The sequence below is a fragment of the Cellulomonas sp. ATA003 genome (genome assembly GCF_031582905.1).
In the GTDB taxonomy this organism is placed as follows: domain Bacteria; phylum Actinomycetota; class Actinomycetes; order Actinomycetales; family Cellulomonadaceae; genus Pengzhenrongella.
Map to the genome: position 1 here is coordinate 382,803 of NZ_CP133990.1, position 25,309 is coordinate 408,111.

Here is a 25,309-nt window from a genome sequence, read left to right on the forward strand (position 1 = left end):
CTAGGGTCGTCGCGCTCGTCCCGACCGACCCCTGGAGCCCCCACCGTGCCTCGCCCCACCGCCCGCCTCGCCGTCGTCCTCGCGTCTGCGGCGCTCCTCCTCGCCGGCTGCACGTCGTCGGACGACGAGCAGGACACCGCCGACTCGGCCGCCCCGACCGCGTCGGCCGAGGAGGCGCAGGCCGCCGACGAGACGACCGAGGCCATGCGCGAGGGCGCCGGCGAGGACGCCCAGGAGCAGCCCGTCACCGCGACCCTGCCCGTGCTCGGGTCACGGGAGACCACGGCCGGGAGCACGCCGCTGCGGGTCGACCTCAACGAGGTCGCGGTATCGGGCGAGGTGATGACCGTGCTCTTCACCGTCCACAACCTCGCCGAGGACACCGACAACTGGCAGGTCGGCCAGTTCTTCGACGACGGCACCAGCACCGCGCCGCTGGACGCCGACGGCGAGCGCGGCGAGGAGACCAGCACGCTGCGGGCCTTCACCACCGACGGTGTGACCGTCGTCGATGCGGTCAACGGCATGGCACACCGCGCCGCCTACGACACGGCGGGCGCGTGCGCGTGCTCCGGTGGCCTGTCCAACACCTTCGTCGGCGCGGGGACGGCGCTCGTGCTGAGCACGTCGTTCGCCGCGCCGCCCGAGGACGTCGACACCGTGACCGTCCAGATCCCGGGCGCCGGGTCCTTCGATGGCGTCGCGCTGACCCGATGAGCGACCGACGCGCGGTCCCCGCCGCTCGCTCGCTCGCGCACCCGTGCGGGGCGTGCGGCGGACACAGGGGGTCAGCGCGCTCGGCGTGCTGGGTGTGGTGGGTCTGCTGGGCGTGCTGGGCGTCGCCGGCGCAGGAGCGGCCCCCGCCGCGGCCGTGGCGACGTCGTCCGCGGCTGCGGCGGCGTCGCCCAGCCCGACGCCCTCGGAGCCGAGAACCGTCGCTCTCCCCGATCACGACCGACGTCGCGATCGCGCCGGTGGTCCCGCTCACCGGGCCCGTCCTGCCGGTGGTCGCACCGGTCGCCGAGCTCATCGCGCGGACGGCGAGCGTCGACGGCGCCGTCGGGCGGGACGAGGCGCCCGAGCAGGAGGCGTACACGCTGTCCGGCGACGTGTTCTTCGAGCCCGACTCCGCCGCGCTCACGCCGCGGGCCGAGGCCGAGCTGGCCACGATCGCCGCGTCGCTCGGCGACGGGCGCCCGGCATCCGTCGAGGTCGTGGGGCACACCGACTCCGTCGACGACGACGCCCACAACCAGGCGCTCTCCGAGGCGCGCGCGGCGGCCGTCCAGCAGTCTCTGCTCGCGCAGGTCCCCGGACTGCCGGTGACCACCCAGGGGCGCGGCGAGACCCAGCCCGTCGCGCTCGAGGAGGGGTCACCCGCCGAGGTCGACCGGGCGCGTGCGCTCAACCGGCGGGTCGAGATCACCGCGACGCGCTGAGGGCGACGGAGGGCTCGACCCCTCACGCCACGCCGGACGAAGCCGATGGGTGCGGGAGCACCCGTCCGCTCCCGCACCGTCGAGGAACCCATGAAGCGCTTGAGCTCACTGTCGATCGCCCGCCGGCTGGTCGCCGTCGTCCTGGTCACCGCGATCGGGCTCGTCGCCCTGTCCGTGGTCGCCTCCGTCCAGGTGCGTGACCGCATCATGACGGAGCGCCAGGCCGCGACCCGCACCGTCGTGGAGACCGCGCTCGGCGTCCTGCAGCACTACGGCGCCGAGGAGGCGGCCGGGCGGCTCTCCCAGAGCGAGGCGCAGGCGTCCGCGATCGAGGCCGTGCGCGCGCTGCGCTACTCGGGCCAGGAGTACTTCTGGATCAACGACATGGCCCCGACCATGGTCATGCACCCCATGAAGCCCGAGCTCGACGGCACCGACCTGTCCCAGAACGAGGACCCGGACGGCAAGCGGCTGTTCGTCGAGATGGTCGACGTCGTGCGGGCCGACGGCGCGGGCTTCGTCGCCTACCAGTGGCCGAAGCCGGGCATGGACGCGCCCCAGCCCAAGGTCTCCTACGTCGCGGGCTTCGAGCCGTGGGGCTGGGTCATCGGGTCCGGGGTGTACGTCGACGACGTGCAGGGCGCTGCGCTCGCGGACGCCCGCCGTCTGCTGATCGCCGCCCTGATGATCGTCATGGTCACCGCCGGCGTGAGCGTGGTCGTGGGGCGCAGCATCGTGCGGCCGCTGCGGCGGGCCACCGATCTGCTCGCGGCCGGTGACCTGGCCACGCGTCTGGACACCGGTCGGGGGCGGACGGAGCTCGACCACCTCGCCGCCCAGCTGAACGCCACCCTCGACCGGGCGTCCGCGGTGACCGCGGGCGTCACGGCCGCCGCCGGTGAGCTGGACGCCGCCGCCGTCCGCCTCGTCGCGAGCAGCGACGGGCTCGCCCGTGGGGCCGAGGACGCCGCCCGGGTGACGGAGTCGGTCTCCGGCACCGCGGAGGAGGTGAGCGTCGGGATCGACACCGTGGCGTCCGGCACGCAGGAGATGGGGACGTCGATCGCGGAGATCGCGCGCAACGCGAACGCGGTCGCGAAGATCGCGGCCGAGGCCGTCGAGGTCGCGACCGCGACGAACGCCACGGTCGCCGAGCTCGGCACGTCGTCGGCCGAGATCGGCAGCGTCGTCAAGGTCATCACGTCGATCGCGGAGCAGACGAACCTGCTCGCCCTCAACGCCACCATCGAGGCGGCTCGCGCCGGGGACGCGGGGAAGGGCTTCGCCGTCGTCGCCGGGGAGGTCAAGGACCTCGCGCAGGAGACCGCCCGCGCCACCGGCGACATCTCGGCGCGCGTGGTCGCGATCCAGAGCGCCGCGTCGCAGGCAGCCGGGGAGATCGCGCGGATCAGCGAGATCATCGCGCGGGTCAACGACTTCCAGACGACGATCGCCGGCGCGGTGGAGGAGCAGACCGCGACGACGGCGGCCATGGCCGACAGCGTGGAGCGGGTCGCCGTCGGCGGGCGCGGGATCTCGGTCGCGCTGGCCGCCGTCGGCGAGTCGTCGCAGCGCACCGGCGTGGACATCGAGGCCATCCGGTCCGCCGCGCACGACCTCGCGGAGACGTCGGCGCGCTTGCAGGGTGCGGTGGCGGTGCTGGGTGGCTGACGGCGCGGCGCAGCTGACGGCTCCCGTGTGCGGCCGCGTGCGGCGGGCGGGCGGCGGGCGTGCGGCGGTGCGTCGGAGGGAGGCGTGACGTAGCGCTCGTCGTCGCGTGTGGGTGGTCGCGCCTACCCTGGTGGTGCCATGACGTCGCTCTTCGAGAACCTCCCGCTGCCCGGACTCACCCCTGCGGAGCTGAGCCCGCGCGACGCCGCCGGGACGCCTCGCGGGGGCCCGCGCGCACCGGGGGCCGCGCCCGGCGCTGCGCCGACCGAGGTGTCGACCGCTGCGCCGACCGATGCGTCGACGGGCGCCCCAGACGGCGCAGTCGGGGCGTCCAGGCGTTCGTCCGGCGTCCCCGGACACGGGTCGACCCCTCGGCGCGCGACCCGGAGAGCCTGCTCACCGGGCTCAACCCGCAGCAGCGCGAGGCCGTGCTGCACGCGGGGAGCCCGCTGCTCATCGTCGCCGGCGCCGGGTCGGGCAAGACGCGGGTGCTCACCCACCGCATCGCGTACCTGCTGGGCACCGGACGGGCCCGGCCGGGCGAGATCCTCGCCATCACGTTCACCAACAAGGCCGCGGGCGAGATGCGCGAGCGGGTCGAGTCCCTCGTGGGGCCGGCCGCCCGGATGATGTGGGTGTCGACGTTCCACTCCGCGTGCGTGCGCATCCTGCGCAAGGAGGCGGCCACGCTCGGCCTGCGCTCGACGTTCTCCATCTACGACGCCGCGGACTCGCAGCGGCTCATGACGATGGTCGCCCGCGAGCTCGAGCTCGACCCCAAGAAGTACCCGCCGAAGGCGCTCGGCTCGCGGATCTCCGCGCTCAAGGACGAGCTCGTCGACCCCGAGACCTTCGCCCGCGAGAGCGGGGCGTCGTCGGGCGCCGCCAACGACTTCGACGCCGTGCTCGCCCAGGCCTACGAGCGATACCAGGCGCGGCTGCGCCAGGCGCACGCGCTCGACTTCGACGACCTGATCATGACCACCGTCAACCTGCTGCAGGCGTTCCCTGCGGTGGCCCAGCACTACCGCCGCCGCTTCCGGCACGTGCTGGTCGACGAGTACCAGGACACGAACCACGCGCAGTACACGCTCGTCCGTGAGCTCGCGGGGCACGACCCCGCACGGGACGCCGAGGACGGCGTCGCCACCGCCGGCTCGGCCGACGGGGGCGACGTCGAGCCCGGGAGCTCACCGTCGTCGGCGACGCCGACCAGTCGATCTACGCGTTCCGCGGTGCGACCATCCGCAACATCCTCGAGTTCGAGGCCGACTACCCCAGCGCGCGCACCATCCTCCTCGAGCAGAACTACCGCTCGACCCAGACGATCCTCACCGCCGCCAACGCGGTCATCTCCCGCAACCCGGGCCGCAAGCCCAAGCGGCTGTGGACGGACTCGGGGGCCGGCGCGCAGATCGTCGGCTACGTCGCGGACAACGAGCACGAGGAGGCCCGCTTCGTCGCCGAGGAGATCGACCGGCTGAGCGACTCCGACGGCGTGCGACCCGGCGACGTCGCGATCTTCTACCGCGCGAACGCCCAGGCCCGCGCGCTCGAGGAGGTGCTCATCCGCGTCGGGCTGCCCTACAAGGTGGTCGGGGGGACGCGGTTCTACGAGCGTCGGGAGATCAAGGACGCCGTCGCCTACCTGCGCGCGGTCGACAACCCCGACGACGACGTCAACGTGCGCCGCATCCTCAACGTGCCCAAGCGTGGGCTGGGGGACCGGTCCGAGGCGATGGTCGCGGCCTTCGCCGACCGCGAGCGGATCTCGTTCGGCGCCGCGCTGGACCGCGTCGACGAGGTGCCCGGGCTTGCGTCCCGCTCGGCCAACGGGCTCCGGGCGTTCGCGGCGATGATGGCCGACCTGCGCGCGCTCGCGGCCTCCGGTGCCGGCGCCGCCGCGGTGCTCGGCGCGGTGCTCGACCGCAGCGGCTACCTCGCCGAGCTGCGGGAGAGCGAGGACCCGCAGGACCAGTCCCGCGTGGAGAACCTCGCCGAGCTGCACGCCGTCGCGACCGAGTTCGAGCAGAGCGACCCCGAGGCCGACCTCGCGGACTTCCTCGAGCGCATCTCCCTCGTCGCCGACGCCGACCAGATCCCCAGCTCCGACGACGCCGACGGCGCCCCCGGGTCGACCAGGGCGTCGTCACCCTCATGACGCTGCACACCGCGAAGGGCCTGGAGTTCCCGGTGGTGTTCCTCACCGGGCTCGAGGACGGCACCTTCCCGCACATGCGGTCCCTCGCGGACACCGACCAGCTCGCGGAGGAGCGCCGGCTCGCGTACGTCGGCCTGACCCGCGCCCGGCAGCGGCTGTACATCTCGCGCGCCGCCGTCCGGACGTCGTGGGGGTGCCGAACGAGTTCCCGGCGAGCCGGTTCCTCGACGACCTGCCCGACGAGCTCCTCGACTGGCGCCGTCGGGAGTCGAGCATGGCCGTCCTGCGGTCCGGCGCCGGGTACGGGTCGGGGTACGGCGTGGGCGGGTACGCGCCCGGGTCGTACGGCAACGGGTCGGGCGCACCCCGCACCGGTCCGGCCAAGCGCGCCGTGCCGCCGTCGCCGGACGGCCCGACGTTCGGGTCCGCGACCCCGCGGCCGGCCGGCGACGTGCCGAGCCTGCAGGTCGGCGACCGCGTCACGCACGACGCGTACGGGCTCGGCACGGTGGTGGTGGTCGAGGGCGCCGGACCGAACGCAGTCGCGAAGATCGACTTCGGCTCCGAGGGGACCAAGCGGCTGCTGCTGCGGTACTCGCCGGTCAGCAAGCTGTAGGCGCTCCGAGGGCTCGAGCTGCTCCCACGACCGGACGTCGACCCGCAGGCGCCGCACACCGGCGGGCCTGTGGTCGGGGCGACATCGGCTCGATGTGAAGTGCACCGAGCGCCGCGACTACCATCACCGAGGCGGCGTGGTCATCGGACGGCACACGTCAGCGGCGACGGAAGGACCCATCCAAGGTGGACCTGTTCGAGTACCAGGCACGAGACATGTTCGAGAAGCACGGCGTCCCCGTGCTCGGCGGCATCGTCGCCACGACGCCCGAGGAGGCTCGCGCAGCTGCCGAGCAGCTCGGTGGCGGGACCGTGGTCGTCAAGGCCCAGGTCAAGACGGGTGGTCGGGGCAAGGCCGGCGGCGTCAAGCTGGCGCACAACTCCGACGAGGCGGCCGAGAAGGCCGGTGACATCCTCGGCATGGACATCAAGGGCCACACGGTGCACCGCGTGATGATCGCCGCGGGCGCCAAGATCGCCGAGGAGTTCTACTTCTCGCTCCTGCTGGACCGCGCCGAGCGCCGGTACCTGGCGATGGCGTCCGTCGAGGGCGGCGTGGAGATCGAGCAGCTCGCGGTCGAGCGCCCCGAGGCGCTGGCCCGCGTCGCCGTCGACCCGCAGGTCGGGATCGACGACGCCAAGGCCCGTGAGATCGCGCAGGCCGCCGGCTTCCCGGACGCGATCCTCGACGCCGTCGCGAACGTCTTCGTCAAGCTGTGGGACGTCTACCGGAACGAGGACGCCACGCTGGTCGAGGTGAACCCGCTGGTCCGGACCGAGGACGGCGAGATCGTCGCGCTCGACGGCAAGGTGACGCTGGACGAGAACGCGGAGTTCCGCCACGCCGACCACGCCGAGCTCGAGGACGCCCAGGCGGCCGACCCGCTCGAGGCGAAGGCCAAGGAGAAGGGCCTCAACTACGTCAAGCTCGACGGCGAGGTCGGCATCATCGGCAACGGCGCCGGGCTGGTCATGAGCACGCTCGACGTCGTCGCGTACGCCGGCGAGGAGCACGGCGGCGTCAAGCCCGCCAACTTCCTCGACATCGGCGGTGGCGCGTCGGCCGAGGTCATGGCGAACGGGCTCGACATCATCCTGTCCGACCCGCAGGTCAAGTCGGTGTTCGTCAACGTCTTCGGTGGGATCACCGCGTGCGACGCCGTCGCGAACGGCATCGTGCAGGCGCTGGCGATGCTCGGGGACAAGGAGAACAAGCCGCTCGTGGTCCGGCTGGACGGCAACAACGTCGTCGAGGGCCGCGCGATCCTCGAGAAGGCCGCCCACCCGATGGTCACGCTGGCCGACACCATGGACGGCGGCGCGGCCAAGGCCGCCGAGCTGGCCAACGCCTGAGCCCCGGCCGAGAAGAAAGAGACTGATACCCCCATGGCAATCTTCCTGACCGAGAGCTCCAAGGTCATCGTCCAGGGCATGACCGGCTCCGAGGGCCAGAAGCACACGACGCGCATGCTCGCGTCGGGCACCGCCGTCGTCGGCGGCGTCAACCCGCGCAAGGCGGGCACGTCCGTCGACTTCACCACCGCCGACGGCGCCGTCTCGGTGCCGGTGTTCGGCTCCGTGAAGGAGGCCGTCGCGGAGACCGGCGCCGACGTGTCCGTCATCTTCGTGCCGCCGGCCCACACCAAGGGCGCCGTCCTCGAGGCCGTCGACGCGGGCGTGCCGCTCGTCGTCATCATCACCGAGGGCGTGCCGGTCGCCGACACCGCCGAGTTCTTCTCCTACGCGCAGTCCAAGGGTGTCCGGCTCATCGGCCCCAACTGCCCCGGCCTCATCAGCCCCGGGAAGTCGAACGTCGGGATCATCCCGGCCGACATCTCCGGCGCCGGCAAGATCGGCCTCGTGTCGAAGTCCGGCACGCTGACCTACCAGATGATGTACGAGCTGCGGGACTTCGGGTTCTCCACCGCGATCGGCATCGGCGGCGACCCGATCATCGGGACCACGCACATCGACGCCCTCCAGGCGTTCGAGGCGGACCCGGAGACCGAGGCGATCGTCATGATCGGCGAGATCGGTGGCGACGCGGAGGAGCGTGCGGCGGCCTTCATCAAGGACAACGTGACGAAGCCGGTCGTCGGCTACGTCGCCGGGTTCACCGCGCCCGAGGGCAAGACGATGGGCCACGCCGGCGCGATCGTGTCGGGCTCGTCCGGCACCGCGCAGGCGAAGAAGGAGGCCCTCGAGGCCGCCGGGGTCAAGGTCGGCAAGACGCCGAGCGAGACCGCGGAGCTCATGCGGTCGATCCTCTCCGCCTGACCTCTCCTCGAGCGGCGCCCGCCTGACGGCGCCGAGCACGGCTCACGACGGCGTCGGTCCACCCGGACCGGCGCCGTCGTCGTCTCTGCCGTCGCGCACGAGCCGCCGTCCCGCACAGGCTGCCGTGCCTCGCGAGCCGCTGTCCCTCCCCAGCCGCCGTCCCTCCCCAGCCGCCGTCCCGCGCGAGCCGCCGTCTCTCGCGAGCCGCCGTCTCTCGCGAGCCGTGTGGCGCGGCGGGCGGGTGGGCGGACGGGCCCGGTGCGGCGACGTCGGGCACGTCACAGGGCGTCGATGACGGTCCGCCCGGCGCGGCGGGAGCCGGCCGGACGGTCGCGTCGGTGACCATGGAGCGGTGAGTGGCAGCAGCTGGGGGTCCGCGGGTACGGCGACGCTGTCCCGGTGGGGGCACCGGTTGCTGACCGCCGAGGACGGGTCGCGCCGCTCCCTCTCCGGGTCGGTCGACGGTGCACCGCGATGGTTCGGCGGTCTCGCCGCCGGGCTGCAGGCGGCCTTGCTCTCGCTCGCGGTGGTGGTGCTCCCCACCGTGGCGGCCTACGTCGCGACGTCGGCCGATCCCTCCAACCAGGACGTGGGCTGGCTGCGGTCGGTCGCGTTCGGTGCCGGGCTGTGGCTCCTGGGTCACGGTGCGCCGCTCGACGTCGGCGACGTCCGCATCTCCCTCATCCCGCTGGGGCTCACCGCGATGGCGGTCTTCGCGTGCTACGCGTCGGCCCGTCGCTCGGGTCGCCCGACGTGGAGCGGGTACGGGGCGGGCGTCGCGGGCTACGTGGCGGTGGCACTCGGGGTGGCCCTGCTGTCGGACGGCGGCGGGGCGCTGCGCGGTGTCGTCGGCGCCGTGTGCGTCTCCGCCTTGGGTCTGGGCAGCGGCCTGCTCGCCCAACCGGGGGCGCCGCGGCTGCACGACCTGAGCCAACCGCTCTGGCGGCGCGTCCCCGCGCCCGTCCGGGTCGGCGCCGCAGCCGGCGTCATGGCTGTCGCCTCGCTGGTCGTGGTGGCGTGCGTGGTCGTCGCCGCGTGGTTGCTCGGCAGCCGGTCGCGCGTGTGGGCCGTCACCGAGAGCCTCGGGGTCGACGTCGTCGGCGGCACCGTCCTCCTGCTGAGCCAGCTCGCGCTCGTCCCCGACCTCGTGATGTGGGCGCTCGCGTACGTCGTCGGGCCGGGGTTCGCGGTCGGGGCAGGGACGCATCTGACGTCTGCCGAGGTGATCGCCGGTCCGCTGCCCGCGCTGCCCCTGCTCGCCGCGTTGCCCGGGTCGGAGTCCGCCACGGGTGCGTGGAGCGCGTGGTGGCCGCTGCTGACCGTGATCGCCGGAGCCGGCGTGGGGTGGTGGGTGCACACGCGGCTGCGGCGAGGGCAGTGGTGGCACCCGCTCGTCGCGTGCCTGACGACGGCGGCGGTCGCCGGGCTGGGTGCCGGCGTGCTGGTCGGCTTGGCCAGCGGTTCGGCCGGACCCGGCCGGATGACCGAGGTCGGCGGGTCCGGGGTGCTGGTCGGGGCGGCGGTGGCGCTCGGCACCCTGATCGGCGCCGCCGTGGTGGCGCTGCCGTTCAACCCGGAGGTCCGCAGCGAGGCGTCCCGGCACTGGCGTCGGGTGCGTGCGGGCGACCGCGTGCCCACCGGGGCGGTGCCCGTCGTCGGCCCCATCCTCACCGAGGACGACGCGACGGACGACGACGTGTCGCACGACGCCTCAGCGCCCGACGCCGCAGCGCGCGATGCCTCAGCGCACGACGCCGAGCCGGCCGACGACACACCTGCCGAGGGGGTGCTCGTCGACCACGCGCGCACCCACGACGTGCGCAGCGACGCTGTGCGCACCGAGGACGCTCGCAGCGACGACGTGTGCACCGACGACGTGTGCACCGACGACGCACGCACCGACGACGGGCGTCCGGCAGGGTGACGCCCTGACGGCTTGCGCCGTGACGCTCTGCGCGCCCTGACGCCCCGACGCCCGGCTCAGCCGGTCGGGGCGGGACGGGTGCCGACGAGCCGCTCCTGGACGGCGCGTTCGAACTGGTCGTCGCACTCCCGGGTCGCGGAGATCGTCACCGCGCCGGCGAGGCACCGCTGCCGTTCGAGCTGCTCGGGCCACACGGCGAGCAGCGAAGCCATCATGAGCGCGACCAGCCCCGCGACGCCGACCATGATCCCGAGTGCCGCGAGCGTGGCTCCGCGGACGCCGCCGCGCCACGCCTGCACGAACCCGTGGACACCGACGCCGACCGCGGCCAGCACGAACACCAGGGAGGCGCCCTGCCAGGGCACGGGCAGCGGCAGCGTCACCAGGCCGGCGATGAAGAAGGCGTAGAACCGCAGCGCGCGGCGCGAGGCGACCCGGGTCGCCTCGACCTGCTCCGGGGTCAGGGGCGGCTTCTCCGGCGGGGTCGGTCCGGCGAGTGGGGTTGGCCCGCCGGGCGGGGTCGGCCCGCCGAAGGGATTCGGTACGCCGGGTGGCCGGGCGCCACCTGCGCCGGGGCCACCACCCTGCGACGACGACGACGACGACGACGGCGCGTCGCCGTCCGGCGGGGTGCTCGCCGGGTTGGGCCATGCCGCCGGACCGGGTCGCCCCTCCGCGGGCGGGCGGCTGTGGCCGCCGGTGCTCTCACCGGGGGTGCGTACGGGTTGCCCACGACGACGTGTTCTCCTCACCTGCGGCATGCTCACCTGCAGCATCCTGATCCGCGGCCCGGGAGGGCACGGCGAACCATTGTCACCCACCGTCGATAGGGTCGTCGGCGTGACGAGCGCCCCACCGCCCTCAGCCCGGTCGACGAGCGACGCGTCGTCCTCGCAGCCCTCTCGGCCCGTGCAGCAGTCACGGCCGGCGCCGACGACGACGCCGCACGGCGAGCCGGTCGCGGCGACGTCGGCCCGTCGCGTGGTCGTGCTGGTGTCGGGAGCGGGTAGCAACCTCGCGGCGCTCCTGGCCGCGCACGACGACGCGTCGTACGGCGCACGCGTCGTCGGCGTCGTCAGCGATGTCGCGGGTGCTGGCGGGCTGGACGTCGCGCGGGGGCCGGGGTGCCGACCGCCGTCGTGCAGCCGCGCGACTTCCCCGACCGGGCGACGTGGGACCGGGCGCTGGCCGAGGCGGTCGCCGTCTTCGGCGCCGATCTGGTGGTGAGTGCCGGGTTCATGCGGATCCTCGGGGCGGCGTTCCTCGACCGGTTCCCGGGGCGGGTGGTCAACACCCACCCGGCGCTCCTTCCGTCGTTCCCCGGTGCGCACGGTGTGCGTGACGCCCTGACGTACGGGGTGCGCGTCACCGGAGCGACGCTGCACGTGGTCGACGCCGGGGTCGACACCGGGCCGATCATCGCCCAGGTGGCTGTGGCGGTGGACGACGCGGACGACGAGGTGTCCCTGCACGAGCGCATCAAGGTGGCAGAGCGCGCCCTGCTCGTGGAGTGGGTGGGGCGCGTCGCGCGCGGGACGATGGCGGTCGACGGGCGACGGGTGACCGTGCGCTGACGCGTCCGGCGACCGCGCCCGGTAGCCTGGGGTCGGCCGTGACTGGCGTACCTGAGGTGGGCACAACCACCGGGGAGCGGCCGAGAGCGAACCCGCCGGTGCACCGTCCGCCTGGGTGCCTGGGTCCACGAGCACACCGTTGCCGCACCGACCCATGAGGAGCGCCATGACCCACGTCCAGGCCCCGCTCGACGCCGTCGCCGACCCGACCGCCGACTCCACCCGCCGCCCGCTGCGCCGCGCGCTGGTGAGCGTGTACGACAAGGCCGGCCTCGTCGAGCTCGCCACCGCCCTGCACGCCGCCGGCGTCGAGATCGTGTCGACCGGGTCGACCGCGGCGACCATCGCGGGGGCCGGCGTGCCCGTCACCCCGGTGGAGGCGCTCACCGGGTTCCCCGAGTGCCTCGACGGCCGGGTCAAGACGCTGCACCCGCGGGTGCACGCCGGGATCCTCGCCGACACCCGCCGTCCCGAGCACCTGGCGCAGCTCGCCGACCTGGGCATCGAGGCGTTCGACCTCGTGGTCGTCAATCTCTACCCGTTCACCGCGACCGTGGCGTCCGGCGCCGGGCCGGACGAGTGCGTCGAGCAGATCGACATCGGCGGGCCGTCCATGGTCCGTGCCGCCGCGAAGAACCACCCGAGCGTCGCCGTCGTCGTCGACCCGTCCCGGTACGGCGACGTCGTGGCGGCCGCAGGTGCGGGGGATTCACGCTCGCCGAGCGCCGTGCGCTCGCTGCGGCGGCCTTCGTGCACACGGCCACGTACGACGTCGCGGTCGCGAGCTGGATGGGCAACGTGCTCGTCCCGCACGAGGACGCGGAGGGGGACGCGCCGGCGATGCCGTTCCCGTCCTGGGTAGGCGCGACGTGGGACCGCCGCGCCGTGCTGCGGTACGGCGAGAACCCGCACCAGCCCGCGGCGCTGTACACGCACGGGCACGGCACGGACGGGCTCGCCCAGGCCGAGCAGCTGCACGGCAAGGAGATGAGCTACAACAACTACGTCGACGCGGACGCCGCCTGGCGTGCCGCGCACGACCACGACGGCCCGGCGGTGGCGATCATCAAGCACGCCAACCCGTGCGGGATCGCCGTGGGCGCGGACGTCGCCCAGGCGCATGCCCGTGCGCACGCGTGCGACCCGCTGTCGGCGTTCGGCGGCGTGATCGCCGCGAACGTGGTGGTGACGGCGGCGATGGCCGAGCAGGTCGCGCCGGTGTTCACGGAGGTCGTCGTCGCGCCGGACTTCGAGCCGGCGGCGCTGGAGATCCTCACCGCGAAGAAGAACATCCGGCTGCTGCGGGTGGCGAACCCGCCGGCCGCATCGGTCGAGCTGCGCCCGATCAGCGGGGGCTGCTCATGCAGCACGTCGACCGGGTGGATGCGGCCGGTGACGACCCGACGACCTGGACCCTGGCCGCGGGGAGCCCGCCGACGACGCGACGCTCGCGGACCTCGCGTTCGCGTGGCGGTCGGTGCGTGCGGTGAAGTCGAACGCGATCCTGCTGGCGTCCGACGGTGCGTCGGTCGGCGTGGGCATGGGCCAGGTGAACCGGGTCGACTCGTGCCGACTGGCGGTCGAGCGGGCCGGGACGGGTGAGGACGGTCGTGCGCGGGGTTCGGTCGCCGCCTCGGACGCGTTCTTCCCGTTCCCGGACGGGCTGCAGGTCCTGCTGGACGCCGGGGTGCGTGCAGTGGTGCAGCCGGGTGGGTCGGTGCGGGACGACGAGGTCATCGCGGCTGCGCAGGCTGCCGGGGCGACGCTGTACCTCACCGGGACGCGCCACTTCGCGCACTGACGGGCTGCTTGACGGGCGCCGTTGGTCGGTGGGTCCTGGAGTCGTCTCGGCGGGTCGGACGGATGCGCTCCGTCCGACCCGCCCTGCGACACCTGCGGGCGGGCGGCGGTGTCGCTTCGAGTTCCGGGCTGGGTCCTCGCGCGAGGTGGACTGCCAGTGCAGGCTGCCGCTCGGGGCCGCTATCCGGGCCGCCGATCCGAGTGCCCACTCCACATGGGCTGCCCAGTTCGAGTTGAGTCTGAGGGCTGAGCCCGAGCACTGGCGCCGGACGGGATCCTGAGTCGGACGTCAGCCGGGCCCGTCCGTGCCCGGCGGGTCGGCCGCGCTCAGCGAGTCCATGGTGCTGCGGATCGGGTTGCCGAATCGGTCGGTGAAGCGCCAGGTGTGGGTGTCGCGGGTGATGGTGATGTTCATGCGGTGGATGAGGTCGTGGTGGTGCCAGCACAGGAGTATCCCGTTGGTGACGCTGGTGGTGCCGTGGTCGCGGGCCCATTGGTCGACGTGGTGGGTCTCGCAGAGCACGGGTGGGGCGGTGCAGCCGGGGTAGGCGCAGTGTTTGTCGCGGGCGATGATCGCGGCGCGCATGTGCGGGTGAAGAGTCGTTTCTCGCGGCCGACGTCCAATATCTGGGAGTCGGCCGAGAAGAGGAACCTGGTAAATCCGCCGTCGCACATCAACCGGTTCAGTGCGGCCCGGGGGACAGGGGTGCCGTCGTGGTACTGGGGGATGCCGATCGGTGAGGTGCCGCTGACCGCGGCTGCGGTGAGCAGGTCGTCAGACCCGGGCTGGTGGACGGCCGCCTCGGCCGCTTCGGTGGCCTCGGCTCCCTCGGCGTGGCCGGCCTGCTTGGGTTGGTCGGTCTGTGCGGCGTGTGCGCTCAGCGCGGCGGGGGCCACGCCACCGGCCGGCGCCACGACGCCGTCCGTGCCGTCCGTGGAGTGCGCGGTGGACATCTCGGGACCGGGGCCGGCGCTGTCTTCGGCCTGGCCGCCGTCCGCGCCGGCTCTCGTTCCGTTGGCCGCGGCTGTCGCAGCGGTTGTTGCTGCGCCTGCCCGGGCGTGTGCGGCTGCTTCGGCGTCGGTGATGACGCTGTAGGGCACCAGGACGCTGACGTGGGGGCGCACTCCGCCGCGGGTGCCGGTCAGGCCGCGGTCGAGGACGACGCGGGCAAGGTCGCCGAGCGCTTGGGCGCGCCGCCGGGCGGGGGTCCGTTCGTCACCGACCGCGGGTACGGGGGTGATCGCTTCGAGGGCGGCCTTGAGGTACTGGCCGTTGTCGATGGTGAGCTGCCCGGCCAGGTGGTACCCGTCGGACGTGCGGGACATGGTGAAGTGCTCGCGGTCCGCGGCGTCGCGGTAGCCGCGGTCGTCGGCGTCGGGGTCGGCGGCGGCGGCCCACCGGCGGGTGAGGATCCGCAACGAGTCGACCGGCCACACCTTGGCCTGCCCGACGAGGAAGTCCTCGTTGCAGTCGTTGCCCGGGTCGGCGAGGACCTCGCACCGCAGCGAGGTGGTGGGGGCGATGGTGCCGATGACCTGGACCTGCTCGTGAGTGATCGCCCCGGCGACACCGGCAGCCGCGGTGGCGGGCAGGTGGTCGCGCAGCGCCCGGCCCAGGCGCACCTGGGCGTGCGCGGTGCGCACCGAGACCCGGTGCCGGGCGGCGACCCAGCGGGGGAACGACCGTGCCCCACCCAGGGCCCACAGCCCGTCCGCCTCGACCACCGGCAGCATCCGCACACCGACCACCCCGAGGCGGCTGACGACCGACGCCGCCGCAGCAGCGATCACCGCCGCCTGGGCACCGTCCAGCCCGGTGGTGTCCACCCCGGCCACCGCGTCGGTCGCGGACAGCAACGCACCCACCGCCGCGGCGACGTCGGGCGGCAACACGGACAGATCAAGCGACCCGGTGCGTGCATTTCCCGAAGGAGTGGGCGTGACGTCGTCGGAATCCACCGCACCCACCTCCCCGCCGGACGGTCGCGGCGTCGTCGCCGCTTTTCTTCAACTCCCTGACCTCCATGCTAGGAGGAGCTACTGACACGCCCGATAATGGAACCGGCTGTTGTGGACGGGGCGACGAGCGAAGCGGCTGAGGGTGGTTCGCGCGATCGTGAACGGGCTGCTTCGGTAAGCTGCTGCGCGCCGGGATGGGGTCGCGATGGCAAGAGGCCGAGAATCTCCACACCCCGTGGCCATCGGTGGATCACACGCGAATCCTCGGCCACTTCTTCGCAGGCTGTGCCGGCGCTACCGACTACCTGCGGGCAGGCTCTTCCCGGACGACGGCGTCCCGCAGCTGTCGTGACGCGTCGGCGGCGACCTCGGGGTCGAGCACGGGCAACGTCGGACCGGTGAACAGGCGCCGGGCCGCGGCGACATCGCGCGGTCGGTCCACGGCGAGCATCGCGGTGAGGACGCGCCCCCGCCCGTCCGCCGGCATCCCGCTGGCTGCAGCCACGCCGCTCGTGTCCGACTCACCCGCCACGCCGGCCGAGCCCGGTGCGGCGAACCACAGCGCAACCCAGCCGGCCCCACCATCGGGGTCCCCGCGAAGCACGAGCTCGTCGCCCGGTTGCTGCTGGCCGTAGAGGGTCAGGTCGTGCCCGAGTTGGGTGGAGAACACGTACGGCGCTGGATCGTCCGGCACCGGCTCGACGTCATCCGTCCCCACTCCACCCGGTACCCCGCCCAGCAGCGCGCGCACAGCCGTCGCCGGACCCCGCAGTGCACCGTCCCAGTGCCCGCCGGCCACCCAGCCGTGCCGCGGCGACCAACGCCGCGCGATGTCGCCGACCGCCCGCACATGCCCCGGTGCGCCCACGACGCCGTGCCACGCGTCGACGCGCAGCGACCCGTCGGGGTCGCGGGGGAGCGCACCGTCGAGCCACTGCGTGTCCGGCCGGGCGCCGACGGCGGCCAGCACGACGTCGGCCGGGAGGCGGCGTCCGTCGGCGAGCCGGACGCCGTCGTCGGCCACGGAGGTGACCTCAGCGCCCAGCTCGAGCCGCACGCCAGCCGCGGCGTACCACCCCCGGGTGAGGTCGCCGACCCGAGCCCCGAGGGCGGCGCTCAACGGAGCACTCGTCGCCTCGACCACGGTCACGTCGACCCCCGCAGCGGCAGCGACACCGGCGACCTCGGCGCCGATCCAGCCGGCGCCGACGATCACCAGGCGTGCCCCGGTGATGAGGCGCGACCGCAGGCGTGCGGCGTCGTCGGCGGTGTGCAGCGTCACGGCGTCCCGCCACGCCGCCGGCAGGACGGCGCGAGATCCGGTCGCGAGCACGACGGCGTCCGCCCGCACCTCGGCGTCACCGGCGCACACCGCGACGCCGTCGGTCTCGACGACGAGGCGGTCCGCGGCACTGCCGACGTGGACGTCGTCGGCAAGCGCGTGCACGTCGACACCGAGCTCGTCGGTGAGCCAGGCCGGCTCCGTGCGGTCGATCAGGTGCTTGGACAGCGGTGGACGGTCGTACGGCGGGACCGTCTCCCGTCCCAGGAGGGTCACGCGGCCGTCGAAGCCCTGCGCCCGCAGCGCGGCGACCGTCTGCGCGCCGGCGAGGCCACCACCGACGACGACGACGGAGCGCACGGCATGAGCGGGGGCCGTGACGGCCGGGGGCGTGGTGGCAGGGCGACGGTCGTCAGGCACCCGGCCAACGGTAGTCTGGCGCGCCGGGAGGCCAGTCGATGCCGGAGCAGGACCGCGCGCACGCGCCGGACCACGCGCGCGTGGACGCCGCGCCCCCGCTCGGCCCCCTGCCCCAGCCGCACCCGACGACCCGCGCGCCGCCGCACGTGCGTCCCTCGCCGCCGGTCGCAGCCCCTCGCTGTGGTGGGTGTGCGCCGGGCTCGTCGTGGTCCTCGTGGTCACCGTCGCTGCCGGACCGACGCCCGGCGGGCTCGTGCTCGCCGGTCTGCTCGCCGGCTTCGCCGTCGCGCGTGCGGTCCTGCGCCCCGCGCCGGTCGCGCTGGCGGTGCGCTCGAGGGCGTCGGACACCGCGGTCCTGGCGGCGCTCGCCCTCGCGGTCGGCGTCCTGTCGGCCGTCATCCCCACGCCCTGATACGCACGGCCAACGCCGGCGCATGGCGCCTGCCACCGGGGGACGCGGTCACAGGTCGCCACGCCGCCGGGGGCAGCGGTCACAGGTCGCCACGCCGCCGCGCCGGACCCGCGCGTGCCGGCGTCCACCACGACCGAGGATGGGGCCATGCGCACACCGTCCTGGGTCGAGCTCCTGGTCCTCATGGTGCACGGGCCCGGCGGGCCCGATCCCACCGTCCGCGGCACGATCCGCAGCCGCGACGCTGCCGACGCACGGGGCAACGCCATGGACTGGGTCGTGCTCGGTGGCGCGCCACAGCCCGTCATGGCGGGTGCCGGTGCGACGCCGGGTGAGGACGGCGACGTCGTCGGGCACGTGTGGCGCGACGGAGCGCGCATCCGCCTCGAGCACGCCGACCGGGTCCCGCGGGTCATCGCGGACGAGCGCACCGTCTGGTCGTTCAGCGACGACCCGACGACGCCCACGGCGGCGCCGCGCTCGACTTCGTCCTCGCCGGCGCGGGCCACCACCTGCTGACCAGGCGCGACGCGAACGAGTTCGTGGGCGACGACTTCACCCGACCCACCGGCGGTGTCGACGGGACCGGCGTCGTCGGCGCCACGACGTTCCTCGGCCGCCCGGCGTGGTCGGTCGAGCTCGCGCCTCCGGCCCGCAAGCCGTACCCGATGCAGGTCGTCGTCGACGCGGAGACGGGGTTCGTGCTCCAGCAGCGGATGGATGCCGTGGGCGCCGTGGACGAGTGGGTCGAGCTCGAGGTCGGTGTGCCTCTGTCGCCCTCCCTGTTCTCGTGGCAGGGCCCGGTTCGCCCGGCGACCTCGGCCCGGGACGCGGCACGGGCCGCTCAGGAAGCGGACCGGCGCCGATGGGCGGACTGGTTCGGTGACGCGGTGGGCCCGCTCGAGCGCACCGCGGTGGTGGGTGTCGAGCTCGACCTGACCGTCCAGTGGGTGCACACCTTCGACCCGGCGACCGGCGCGTTCGAGGCCAGTCTCGGCAAGGACTTCACGACGGCCACGCTCGCTCGACGCCCGCGGTCGGCGGAGCCGTGGGACCTGTCCGGCGCCGGGATCCACCACCGCTGGAGCACAGCCGACCACGACTGGGCCTTCCTGTGCCTCGACCTCGAGCTCACGCCCGAGGGGTTCGCCGCGGTGGAGCGCCTCTTCTCCGGCCCGTGACCGGCGCCCACACAGACGAGCAGCCGCCCACGACGACGAGGTCAGCGCCCACGACGACGAACGGCCGCCCACCCCGAGGGGTGAGCGGCCGTCGTGACGCGAGAGGTGTCAGGCGCGGGGGCCGACCGTGAGGTCGTCCACGTCGTCGTCGAGGAGCGAGTCCTCGTCGACGACGACGTCGTCCTCCTCGAGCAGGTTCTCCGGGCCGGCGTCGACGGCGAACGCGCGGTGCGCGAGCCCGGCGATCGCGGCACCGACGAGGGGCGCGGCCCAGAAGAGCCAGAGCTGCTCGAGCGCCCAGCCGTCGGAGAACAGCGACGCGGCGGTGGACCGTGCCGGGTTCAGGCCGGCGTTGGTGATCGGCGCGGCGAGCAGGACCAGCGCGCCGTAGGTCAGGCCCATCGCGACCGGCGCGACGGCGTGGGAGACGCGGCGGCTGGACGCGGCCAGGACGATCCCGACCAGCACCGCGGTGGCGACGAGCTCGATGAGCAGCGCCGGCATGAGCTCGAACGTGACCTGGCCCTGCGACTGCGTGTACAGGGGCGAGTGGTCGCCGTACCCGTTCGCGGTGTTCGAGAAGAGCTGGCGACGGCCCTCCTGGCCGATGAGCACGGCGAGCTGCTCGGGCAGCGTGACGAACAGCGCGGCGGCGGCGAGCGCGCCACCGATCAGCTGCGCGAGCCAGTAGGGCACGAGGTCGCGGACCGGCGTGCGGCCGGCGATCACGGCACCGAACGTCACGGCCGGGTTGAAGTGGCCGCCCGAGACGTGACCGAGCGCGATGGCTGCGGCGGTGAAGGCGAACGCGAACGCGAGCGCCACGCCCAGGGTGGTCGCACCGGACAGCGGCGTGTAGAGGGCGATGCCGACACCCAGGAGCACGAGCACGAAGGTGCCGAGCGCCTCGGCGCCGAGGCGGGCGCCCAGGCTCGGCCGCTCCGATGCGAGGACGACCAGGTCGCCCGGGAGCTCCGGTGGGGCGGGCAGGTCGGTGGTCGGCGCCGGGTCGGCCGTCGTGGTCTGCGGCGTGGTCGACGTCGTCCCGACGGCCTCGGTGGGAGCGTCACCCGACGTCGTGCCGAACGACTCGGTGGGCGGGGTGGGCCGGCCGGCTGCGGTCGACCCGCTGCCGGTCGGGTTCAGGTCAGGGTTGTCCTGCGACATGTGGTTCCCGTCGATGTGGAGGTCGGTGGAAGTTCGGTGGACGCCGGGCGTCGGCGTCGGGCGTGCACACGAGCGCCGTCGGCCTCGGTGCATACCCACCCAGCATGGCAGGCCCCGCGGGCGGGCGCCCACCGCCTCGACGGCCCCCCGAAGCGTCGATCTCTCGATGTCGAGTAATCTGGCCGGAGTGGTCACGACGTGACCGACAGGGGCGAGGGTGCACCCGGGCACCTCGCGGCGAGGCACGATCCCAACGCACACAAGGAGTCCCGCATGGCCAAGATCAAGGTGGTCGGACCCGTCGTCGAGCTCGACGGCGACGAGATGACGCGGATCATCTGGCAGTTCATCAAGGACCGCCTCATCCACCCGTACCTCGACATCGACCTGCGGTACTACGACCTGTCGATCGAGAACCGCGACGCGACCGACGACCAGGTCACGATCGACGCCGCCCACGCCATCAAGGAGCACGGCGTCGGCGTCAAGTGCGCCACGATCACGCCCGACGAGGCGCGCGTCGAGGAGTTCGGCCTGAAGAAGATGTGGGTCTCGCCGAACGGCACCATCCGCAACATCCTCGGCGGCGTCGTCTTCCGCGAGCCGATCATCATCTCCAACATCCCGCGCCTGGTCCCGGGCTGGAACAAGCCGATCATCATCGGCCGTCACGCCCACGGCGACCAGTACAAGTCGACGAACTTCAAGGTCCCCGGCGCCGGCAAGATCACGATGACCTTCGAGCCGGCCGACGGCTCCGAGCCGCAGCAGTTCGAGGTCGTGACCATGCCCGAGGCGGGCGGCGTCGCGATGGGCATGTACAACTTCAACGAGTCCATCCGGGACTTCGCGCGCGCCTCGTTCGCCTACGGCCTGCAGCGCAACTACCCGGTGTACCTGTCGACGAAGAACACGATCCTCAAGGCCTACGACGGCGCCTTCAAGGACATCTTCCAGGAGGTGTTCGACGCCGAGTTCGCCGACCAGTTCGAGAAGGCCGGCCTCACCTACGAGCACCGCCTCATCGACGACATGGTCGCCGCGGCCATGAAGTGGGAGGGCGGCTACGTCTGGGCCTGCAAGAACTACGACGGCGACGTGCAGTCCGACACCGTCGCGCAGGGCTTCGGCTCGCTCGGCCTCATGACCTCGGTCCTCATGACCCCCGACGGCAAGACCGTCGAGGCCGAGGCCGCCCACGGCACCGTGACCCGTCACTACCGCCAGCACCAGCAGGGCAAGCCGACGTCGACCAACCCGATCGCGTCGATCTTCGCCTGGACCGGTGGCCTCAAGCACCGTGGCAAGCTGGACGGCACCCCCGAGGTCACGCAGTTCGCCGAGACGCTCGAGCAGGTCGTCATCGAGACCGTCGAGAGCGGCAAGATGACCAAGGACCTCGCCGCGCTGGTCGGGCCGGACCAGGCCTGGCAGACGACCGAGGAGTTCCTCGGCTCGCTCGACGAGAACCTCGCCGCCAAGCTCGCCTGACGCAGAAACGGAGCCCCTCCCCATGGCCACCACCCCGGTCAACGTCACCGTCACCGGCGCCGCCGGCCAGATCGGCTACGCGCTGCTCTTCCGCATCGCGTCCGGTCAGCTGCTCGGCCCGGACACCCCGGTCAAGCTGCGCCTGCTCGAGATCCCGCAGGGGGTCAAGGCAGCCGAGGGCACCGCGATGGAGCTCGACGACTGCGCGTTCCCGCTGCTCGCCGGCATCGACATCTTCGACGACCCGAACGCGGGCTTCGAGGGTGCGAACGTCGCCCTGCTCGTCGGTGCTCGCCCGCGCACCGCGGGCATGGAGCGCGGTGACCTGCTCTCCGCCAACGGCGGCATCTTCAAGCCGCAGGGTGCGGCGATCAACGCGGGCGCGGCGGACGACGTCCGCGTCCTCGTGGTCGGCAACCCGGCCAACACCAACGCGCTCATCGCGCAGCAGCACGCGCCGGACGTCCCGGCCGAGCGGTTCACCGCGATGACCCGGCTGGACCACAACCGGGCGCTGTCGCAGCTGGCGAAGAAGGCGGGTGTGCCGGTCTCCGAGATCACGAAGCTGACGATCTGGGGCAACCACTCGGCCACCCAGTACCCCGACATCTTCCACGCGGAGATCGGCGGGCGTCCGGCGTCGGACGTCGTCTCGGACCAGGCCTGGCTCGAGGACGACTTCATCCCGACCGTCGCCAAGCGCGGTGCCGCGATCATCGCCGCGCGCGGGGCGTCGTCGGCGGCGTCGGCGGCCAACGCGGCCGTCGACCACGTCTTCGACTGGGTCAACGGCACGCCCGAGGGCGACTGGACGTCGGCCGGCATCGTGTCGGACGGCTCCTACGGCGTCCCCGAGGGGCTCATCTCGTCCTTCCCGGTCCGCTCGGTCGGTGGCCGGTGGGAGATCGTCCAGGGGCTCGAGATCGACGACTTCTCGCGCGGCCGCATCGACGCCTCGGTCGCCGAGCTCGTCGAGGAGCGCGACGCGGTCACCGAGCTCGGCCTCATCTGAGCTCGCCTGAGCCGAGCCGAGCCGAGCCGAGCCGAGCCGAGCCGAGCCGAGCCGAGTTGAGGCGGTAGCCGGACGCGGAGCCCTCCGCACGCAGTGCCTGACGGCGCCGCACCCCACCCGGGGTGCGGCGCCGTCGTCGTGGGTGGGGCGTCGTCGGGACCCTGGTCTCGGGGCCCGGTGGCGGGGGACGGAACCTGCGGGCGGCGGTGTGGCCGCCACGCGAGGGTCACCGGCGCATCACGATCCGCGAACGGCCCTTGACACACGTGCGGGCCGGTTGACTACGTTGTCAACGCGCGATGTGAACGCTGTCAACGGAGATGGCATGTCGATCGAGGCTGACCTGGGCGACGCTGACCTGGGCGCGGGCCGGACGGACGGGCGGGTACCCGTCATGGCCGATGTCGCGCGCCTGGCCGGCGTCTCGCAGAAGACCGTCTCCCGGGTGATCAACGAGGCACCCCACGTGCGCGACGTCGTCCGCGACCGGGTGCTCGCCGCGGTCGCCGAGCTCGGGTACCGCCCCAACGCCGCCGCCCGCGCGCTGGTCACGCAGCAGAGCCGGGTGCTGGGCGTGGCGATGCCCGGCTCCACCGACTACGGCCCGTCGGCCCAGGTCTTCGGGATCGAGACCGCGGCATGGGACCTCGGCTACTCCGTCGTCGTCGCCTCGGCTCCCGCCTCCGCGGAGGGCTTCGCCCGCGCGGTCGCGCGCCTCGTCGCCCAGGGGGTGGCCGGCCTGGTCCTCAACGACCCGTACGTGCACCACGGGCTGTCCACCCGCGCCCTGCAGACCCTGCCGACCGTGAACGTCGGTGAGGCGCTGTGCCCGGGCACGGTGTGCGCCGCCGTGACGGTCGACCAGGAGGGTGGGGCGCGGCAGGCGGTCGAGCACCTGCTGTCGCTCGGCCACCGCACCGTCCACCACCTGGCGGGTCCGGTGGACCAGGGCGCCGCGGTCCGCCGTGCCGAGGGCTGGCGCGAGGCGCTCGTCCGGGCGGGGGCGTGCGTCACCGCTCCGCTGGTGGGGGACTGGTCAGCGCGGTCGGGGTACGAGCAGGGGCGCCGGCTCGCCGGTGACCCCGACGTGACCGCAGTCTTCGCCGCGAACGACCAGATGGCCGTCGGGGCCATGCGCGCGTTCATCGAAGCCGGACGTGACGTGCCGGCCGACGTCTCGGTCGTCGGCTTCGACGACGCCCCGGACTCCGCCTACCAGGTCATCCCGCTCACCACGGTCCGGCAGGACGTCGCAGCGGTCTCGCGTCGCGCGGTCACCGCGCTCGTCGCCGCGATCGAGGGGCAGCCGTGGCCCGCTGCGTCGCCGACGTCGCCGGCGTTCGACGCCCACCCGCTCGGCGGTCAGCACGCCGGGTCCGCGGACGCCTTCCGGTTCCCCGTGGGCCTCGTCATCCGCGCAAGCACCGGCCCGCCGGGCCGGCGCCCCGGTGGACCGTCGCCGTGACCGGCGTGCCACCGCCCCCGCCGTCCGCGGCACCCGCCCGACCCGTCCCACCCACCGTGAAAGCTGGTTCGACGATGCACCGATTCACCATGAGGCCCACCTTGCGGCTGGCCGCCGCCACCGCCGCGGGAGCGCTGCTGCTCACCGCGTGCTCCGGGGGCGGTGACGACGGCGGCGGGACGGACCCCGACGCGCCGGCTGCCGGCGAGATCACGCAGGCCGAGATCGACGAGGCGCTGTCCACCCCGACCGACCTCGTGTTCTGGACCTGGGTGCCCGACATCCAGAACCAGGTCGACATGTTCATGGAGGAGTACCCCGAGATCGACGTCGAGGTGGTCAACGTCGGCCAGGGGGCGCCGCACTACCAGAAGCTGCGGACCGCGCTCGAGTCCGGTCAGGGGGCGCCCGACGTCGCACAGGTGGAGTTCCAGCACCTGTCCTCGTTCACGCTCGGCAACTACCTGCTCGACCTCGCGCCCTACGGCGCCTCCGAGCTCGAGGGCGAGTACGCCGAGTGGATCTGGGACCAGGTCACCCAGGACGACGCCGTCTACGGCATCCCCCAGGACGTCGGCCCCCTCGGTCTGCTCTACCGCGAGGACCTCCTCACGGCGGCCGGCATCGAGCCGCCCGCCACGTGGGACGCGTTCGTCGAGGCCGCCCGGACCTACCGTGCCGCCAACCCCGACTCGTACCTGACGAACTTCCCGGGCAACGACGGCGGCCAGTTCGTCAGCCTGCTGTGGCAGGCCGGTGCCCGTCCGTTCGCCTACGACGGTGCCGAGACGGTGTCCATCGAGCTCGGCACGCCCGAGGTGGCCAAGGTCATCGACCTGTGGAACACCATGGTCCAGGACGACCTCATCGCGACCGACCCCGACTTCACCGACCAGTGGTACCAGGGCCTGGCCAACGGCAAGTACGCGGCGTGGCCGGCGGCGGCGTGGGGTCCGGTGTTCCTCCAGGGCACCGCGGGCAACACCTCCGGGCTGTGGCGCGCGACGACCATCCCGCAGTGGGAGGACGGCGAGACCGTGTCCAGCAACTGGGGTGGCTCGACGGACGCCGTCATCGCGTCGTCGGAGAACCCCATCGCGGCCGCCGAGCTCGCCACGTGGATCAACACGGCCGAGGAGCCGGCGCTCACGCTGGCGACGGAGCAGTTCCTGTTCCCCGCGTACAACCCGGTCCTCGAGGACCCGGCGTTCATCGACCAGGAGTCGGAGTTCTACGGCGGCGAGAAGGTCAACCAGATCTTCGCCGAGATCTCCGAGACCGTGACGACCGACTTCGGGTGGCTGCCGTTCATGGACTACGTCTACTCCTCGTACGAGGAGACGGTCGGCAAGGCGTTCGCCGACCGCACCGAGCTCCAGCCGGCGCTCGAGGCGTGGGAGGCCGACCTCATCGCCTACGCCGAGGACCAGGGCTTCACCGTCGAGTGACCCCGAGGGTG

Annotated in this window: 20 protein-coding genes, 4 pseudogenes and 1 riboswitch; of the genes and pseudogenes, 19 read left to right on the forward strand and 5 right to left on the reverse strand. The window is 73.5% G+C overall.

Annotated elements, in window-relative coordinates; all coding sequences use genetic code 11:
• Positions 1 to 45: 45 nt before the first annotated feature.
• The 10 genes and pseudogenes from REH70_RS01950 to REH70_RS01980 all read left to right on the forward strand — a co-directional run bounded on the left by REH70_RS01950 (position 46) and on the right by REH70_RS01980 (position 10,087).
• Positions 46 to 717 carry a hypothetical protein gene (locus tag REH70_RS01950; protein ID WP_310751601.1) on the forward strand — a complete coding sequence of 224 codons (672 nt, stop codon included), beginning with the start codon at positions 46 to 48 and terminating at the stop codon, positions 715 to 717.
• Positions 718 to 974: 257 nt separating this feature from the next.
• Complete coding sequence (locus REH70_RS01955; protein ID WP_310751604.1) at positions 975 to 1,439, forward strand: OmpA family protein; 465 nt, start codon at positions 975 to 977, stop codon at positions 1,437 to 1,439.
• A 90-nt stretch (positions 1,440 to 1,529) separates the two neighbouring features.
• Positions 1,530 to 3,110 carry a methyl-accepting chemotaxis protein gene (locus REH70_RS01960; RefSeq protein WP_310751607.1) on the forward strand — a complete coding sequence of 527 codons (1,581 nt, stop codon included), beginning with the start codon at positions 1,530 to 1,532 and terminating at the stop codon, positions 3,108 to 3,110.
• A gap of 428 nt (positions 3,111 to 3,538) precedes the next feature.
• Positions 3,539 to 4,165, forward strand: a pseudogene (locus REH70_RS20230) (UvrD-helicase domain-containing protein); the annotation flags it as partial.
• Positions 4,166 to 4,329: 164 nt separating this feature from the next.
• Complete coding sequence (locus REH70_RS20235) at positions 4,330 to 5,271, forward strand: 3'-5' exonuclease (protein ID WP_396134710.1); 942 nt, start codon at positions 4,330 to 4,332, stop codon at positions 5,269 to 5,271.
• Positions 5,268 to 5,381 (forward strand): annotated as a pseudogene (locus REH70_RS20240) (3'-5' exonuclease); the annotation flags it as partial. The gene REH70_RS20235 and the pseudogene REH70_RS20240, both read left to right, overlap by 4 nt.
• 83 nt (positions 5,382 to 5,464) lie before the next feature.
• On the forward strand, positions 5,465 to 5,887 hold the full coding sequence (locus REH70_RS20245; RefSeq protein WP_396134625.1) for a hypothetical protein: 423 nt from the start codon (positions 5,465 to 5,467) through the stop codon (positions 5,885 to 5,887).
• 185 nt (positions 5,888 to 6,072) lie between these two features.
• Positions 6,073 to 7,239, forward strand: coding sequence for an ADP-forming succinate--CoA ligase subunit beta (gene sucC / locus REH70_RS01970; RefSeq protein WP_310751610.1), 1,167 nt, complete (start codon positions 6,073 to 6,075; stop codon positions 7,237 to 7,239).
• Between the two features lie 33 nt (positions 7,240 to 7,272).
• Positions 7,273 to 8,163 carry a succinate--CoA ligase subunit alpha gene (sucD, locus tag REH70_RS01975; protein WP_310751613.1) on the forward strand — a complete coding sequence of 297 codons (891 nt, stop codon included), beginning with the start codon at positions 7,273 to 7,275 and terminating at the stop codon, positions 8,161 to 8,163.
• 352 nt (positions 8,164 to 8,515) lie between these two features.
• Complete coding sequence (locus tag REH70_RS01980) at positions 8,516 to 10,087, forward strand: DUF6350 family protein (RefSeq protein ID WP_310751616.1); 1,572 nt, start codon at positions 8,516 to 8,518, stop codon at positions 10,085 to 10,087.
• A gap of 56 nt (positions 10,088 to 10,143) precedes the next feature.
• Here REH70_RS01980 and REH70_RS01985 read toward each other — a convergent pair whose 3' ends face one another.
• Positions 10,144 to 10,854, reverse strand: coding sequence for a hypothetical protein (locus tag REH70_RS01985; RefSeq protein ID WP_310751619.1), 711 nt, complete (start codon positions 10,852 to 10,854; stop codon positions 10,144 to 10,146).
• A gap of 214 nt (positions 10,855 to 11,068) precedes the next feature.
• On the opposite strand from REH70_RS01985, the pseudogene purN reads away from it, so the two are divergent.
• Both purN and purH read left to right on the forward strand, forming a co-directional pair.
• Positions 11,069 to 11,661 (forward strand): annotated as a pseudogene (gene purN, locus REH70_RS01990) (phosphoribosylglycinamide formyltransferase).
• Between the two features lie 28 nt (positions 11,662 to 11,689).
• Positions 11,690 to 11,785: riboswitch (ZMP/ZTP riboswitch) on the forward strand.
• 42 nt (positions 11,786 to 11,827) lie between these two features.
• Positions 11,828 to 13,462, forward strand: a pseudogene (purH, locus tag REH70_RS01995) (bifunctional phosphoribosylaminoimidazolecarboxamide formyltransferase/IMP cyclohydrolase).
• 288 nt (positions 13,463 to 13,750) lie between these two features.
• Here the strand turns inward: purH and REH70_RS20250 are convergent.
• The 3 genes from REH70_RS20250 to REH70_RS02010 form a co-directional block, all read right to left on the reverse strand.
• The gene (locus tag REH70_RS20250) at positions 13,751 to 13,984 is read right to left on the reverse strand and encodes an HNH endonuclease signature motif containing protein (RefSeq protein ID WP_396134628.1); all 234 of its coding nucleotides are present in this window, start codon (positions 13,982 to 13,984) and stop codon (positions 13,751 to 13,753) included.
• Entirely contained in the window at positions 13,873 to 15,420 is a 1,548-nt protein-coding gene (locus tag REH70_RS02005; protein ID WP_310751624.1) for a DUF222 domain-containing protein, read from the reverse strand. The genes REH70_RS20250 and REH70_RS02005 overlap by 112 nt, the downstream gene beginning before the upstream one ends.
• 301 nt (positions 15,421 to 15,721) lie before the next feature.
• On the reverse strand, positions 15,722 to 17,122 hold the full coding sequence (locus REH70_RS02010; protein WP_310751627.1) for an FAD-dependent oxidoreductase: 1,401 nt from the start codon (positions 17,120 to 17,122) through the stop codon (positions 15,722 to 15,724).
• A 187-nt stretch (positions 17,123 to 17,309) separates the two neighbouring features.
• Here REH70_RS02010 and REH70_RS02015 point away from each other — a divergent pair, with 187 nt between their 5' ends.
• The 3 genes from REH70_RS02015 (at position 17,310) to REH70_RS02025 (ending at position 18,715) form a co-directional block, all read left to right on the forward strand.
• Positions 17,310 to 17,534: a DUF3017 domain-containing protein gene (locus REH70_RS02015; RefSeq protein WP_310751629.1), complete on the forward strand. Its 225-nt coding sequence runs from the start codon at positions 17,310 to 17,312 to the stop codon at positions 17,532 to 17,534.
• A 147-nt stretch (positions 17,535 to 17,681) separates the two neighbouring features.
• Positions 17,682 to 18,053, forward strand: coding sequence for a hypothetical protein (locus REH70_RS02020; RefSeq protein WP_310751632.1), 372 nt, complete (start codon positions 17,682 to 17,684; stop codon positions 18,051 to 18,053).
• A gap of 23 nt (positions 18,054 to 18,076) precedes the next feature.
• Positions 18,077 to 18,715, forward strand: a complete 639-nt coding sequence (locus REH70_RS02025; RefSeq protein WP_310751635.1) for a hypothetical protein — start codon at positions 18,077 to 18,079, stop codon at positions 18,713 to 18,715.
• Positions 18,716 to 18,823: 108 nt separating this feature from the next.
• Here the strand turns inward: REH70_RS02025 and REH70_RS02030 are convergent, their stop codons facing one another.
• Positions 18,824 to 19,882 carry an aquaporin gene (locus tag REH70_RS02030; RefSeq protein ID WP_310751637.1) on the reverse strand — a complete coding sequence of 353 codons (1,059 nt, stop codon included), beginning with the start codon at positions 19,880 to 19,882 and terminating at the stop codon, positions 18,824 to 18,826.
• Positions 19,883 to 20,155: 273 nt separating this feature from the next.
• Between REH70_RS02030 and REH70_RS02035 the strand changes: the two genes are divergently transcribed.
• From REH70_RS02035 to REH70_RS02050, 4 genes are all read left to right on the forward strand, one after another.
• Entirely contained in the window at positions 20,156 to 21,373 is a 1,218-nt protein-coding gene (locus tag REH70_RS02035) for an NADP-dependent isocitrate dehydrogenase (RefSeq protein ID WP_310751640.1), read from the forward strand.
• 22 nt (positions 21,374 to 21,395) lie between these two features.
• Positions 21,396 to 22,385 (forward strand): malate dehydrogenase, encoded by a 990-nt coding sequence (locus REH70_RS02040; protein ID WP_310751643.1) that lies wholly within the window; start codon positions 21,396 to 21,398, stop codon positions 22,383 to 22,385.
• 325 nt (positions 22,386 to 22,710) lie between these two features.
• Positions 22,711 to 23,850, forward strand: coding sequence for a LacI family DNA-binding transcriptional regulator (locus tag REH70_RS02045; RefSeq protein ID WP_310751645.1), 1,140 nt, complete (start codon positions 22,711 to 22,713; stop codon positions 23,848 to 23,850).
• An 89-nt stretch (positions 23,851 to 23,939) separates the two neighbouring features.
• Positions 23,940 to 25,298, forward strand: a complete 1,359-nt coding sequence (locus REH70_RS02050; RefSeq protein WP_310751648.1) for an extracellular solute-binding protein — start codon at positions 23,940 to 23,942, stop codon at positions 25,296 to 25,298.
• The last annotated feature ends 11 nt before the right edge of the window (positions 25,299 to 25,309 follow it).

What these genes read in the sequence shown, in the direction of transcription:
- REH70_RS01960 (WP_310751607.1), top strand. Translation starts at nt 1,530, where the DNA reads ATGAAGCGCTTGAGCTCACTGTCGATCGCCCGCCGGCTGGTCGCCGTC.
- sucD (WP_310751613.1), top strand. Translation starts at nt 7,273, where the DNA reads ATGGCAATCTTCCTGACCGAGAGCTCCAAGGTCATCGTCCAGGGCATG.
- REH70_RS02020 (WP_310751632.1), top strand. Translation starts at nt 17,682, where the DNA reads ATGCGCACACCGTCCTGGGTCGAGCTCCTGGTCCTCATGGTGCACGGG.
- REH70_RS02030 (WP_310751637.1), bottom strand. Translation starts at nt 19,882, where the DNA reads ATGTCGCAGGACAACCCTGACCTGAACCCGACCGGCAGCGGGTCGACC.
- REH70_RS02035 (WP_310751640.1), top strand. Translation starts at nt 20,156, where the DNA reads ATGGCCAAGATCAAGGTGGTCGGACCCGTCGTCGAGCTCGACGGCGAC.
- REH70_RS02040 (WP_310751643.1), top strand. Translation starts at nt 21,396, where the DNA reads ATGGCCACCACCCCGGTCAACGTCACCGTCACCGGCGCCGCCGGCCAG.
- REH70_RS02045 (WP_310751645.1), top strand. Translation starts at nt 22,711, where the DNA reads ATGTCGATCGAGGCTGACCTGGGCGACGCTGACCTGGGCGCGGGCCGG.
- REH70_RS02050 (WP_310751648.1), top strand. Translation starts at nt 23,940, where the DNA reads ATGAGGCCCACCTTGCGGCTGGCCGCCGCCACCGCCGCGGGAGCGCTG.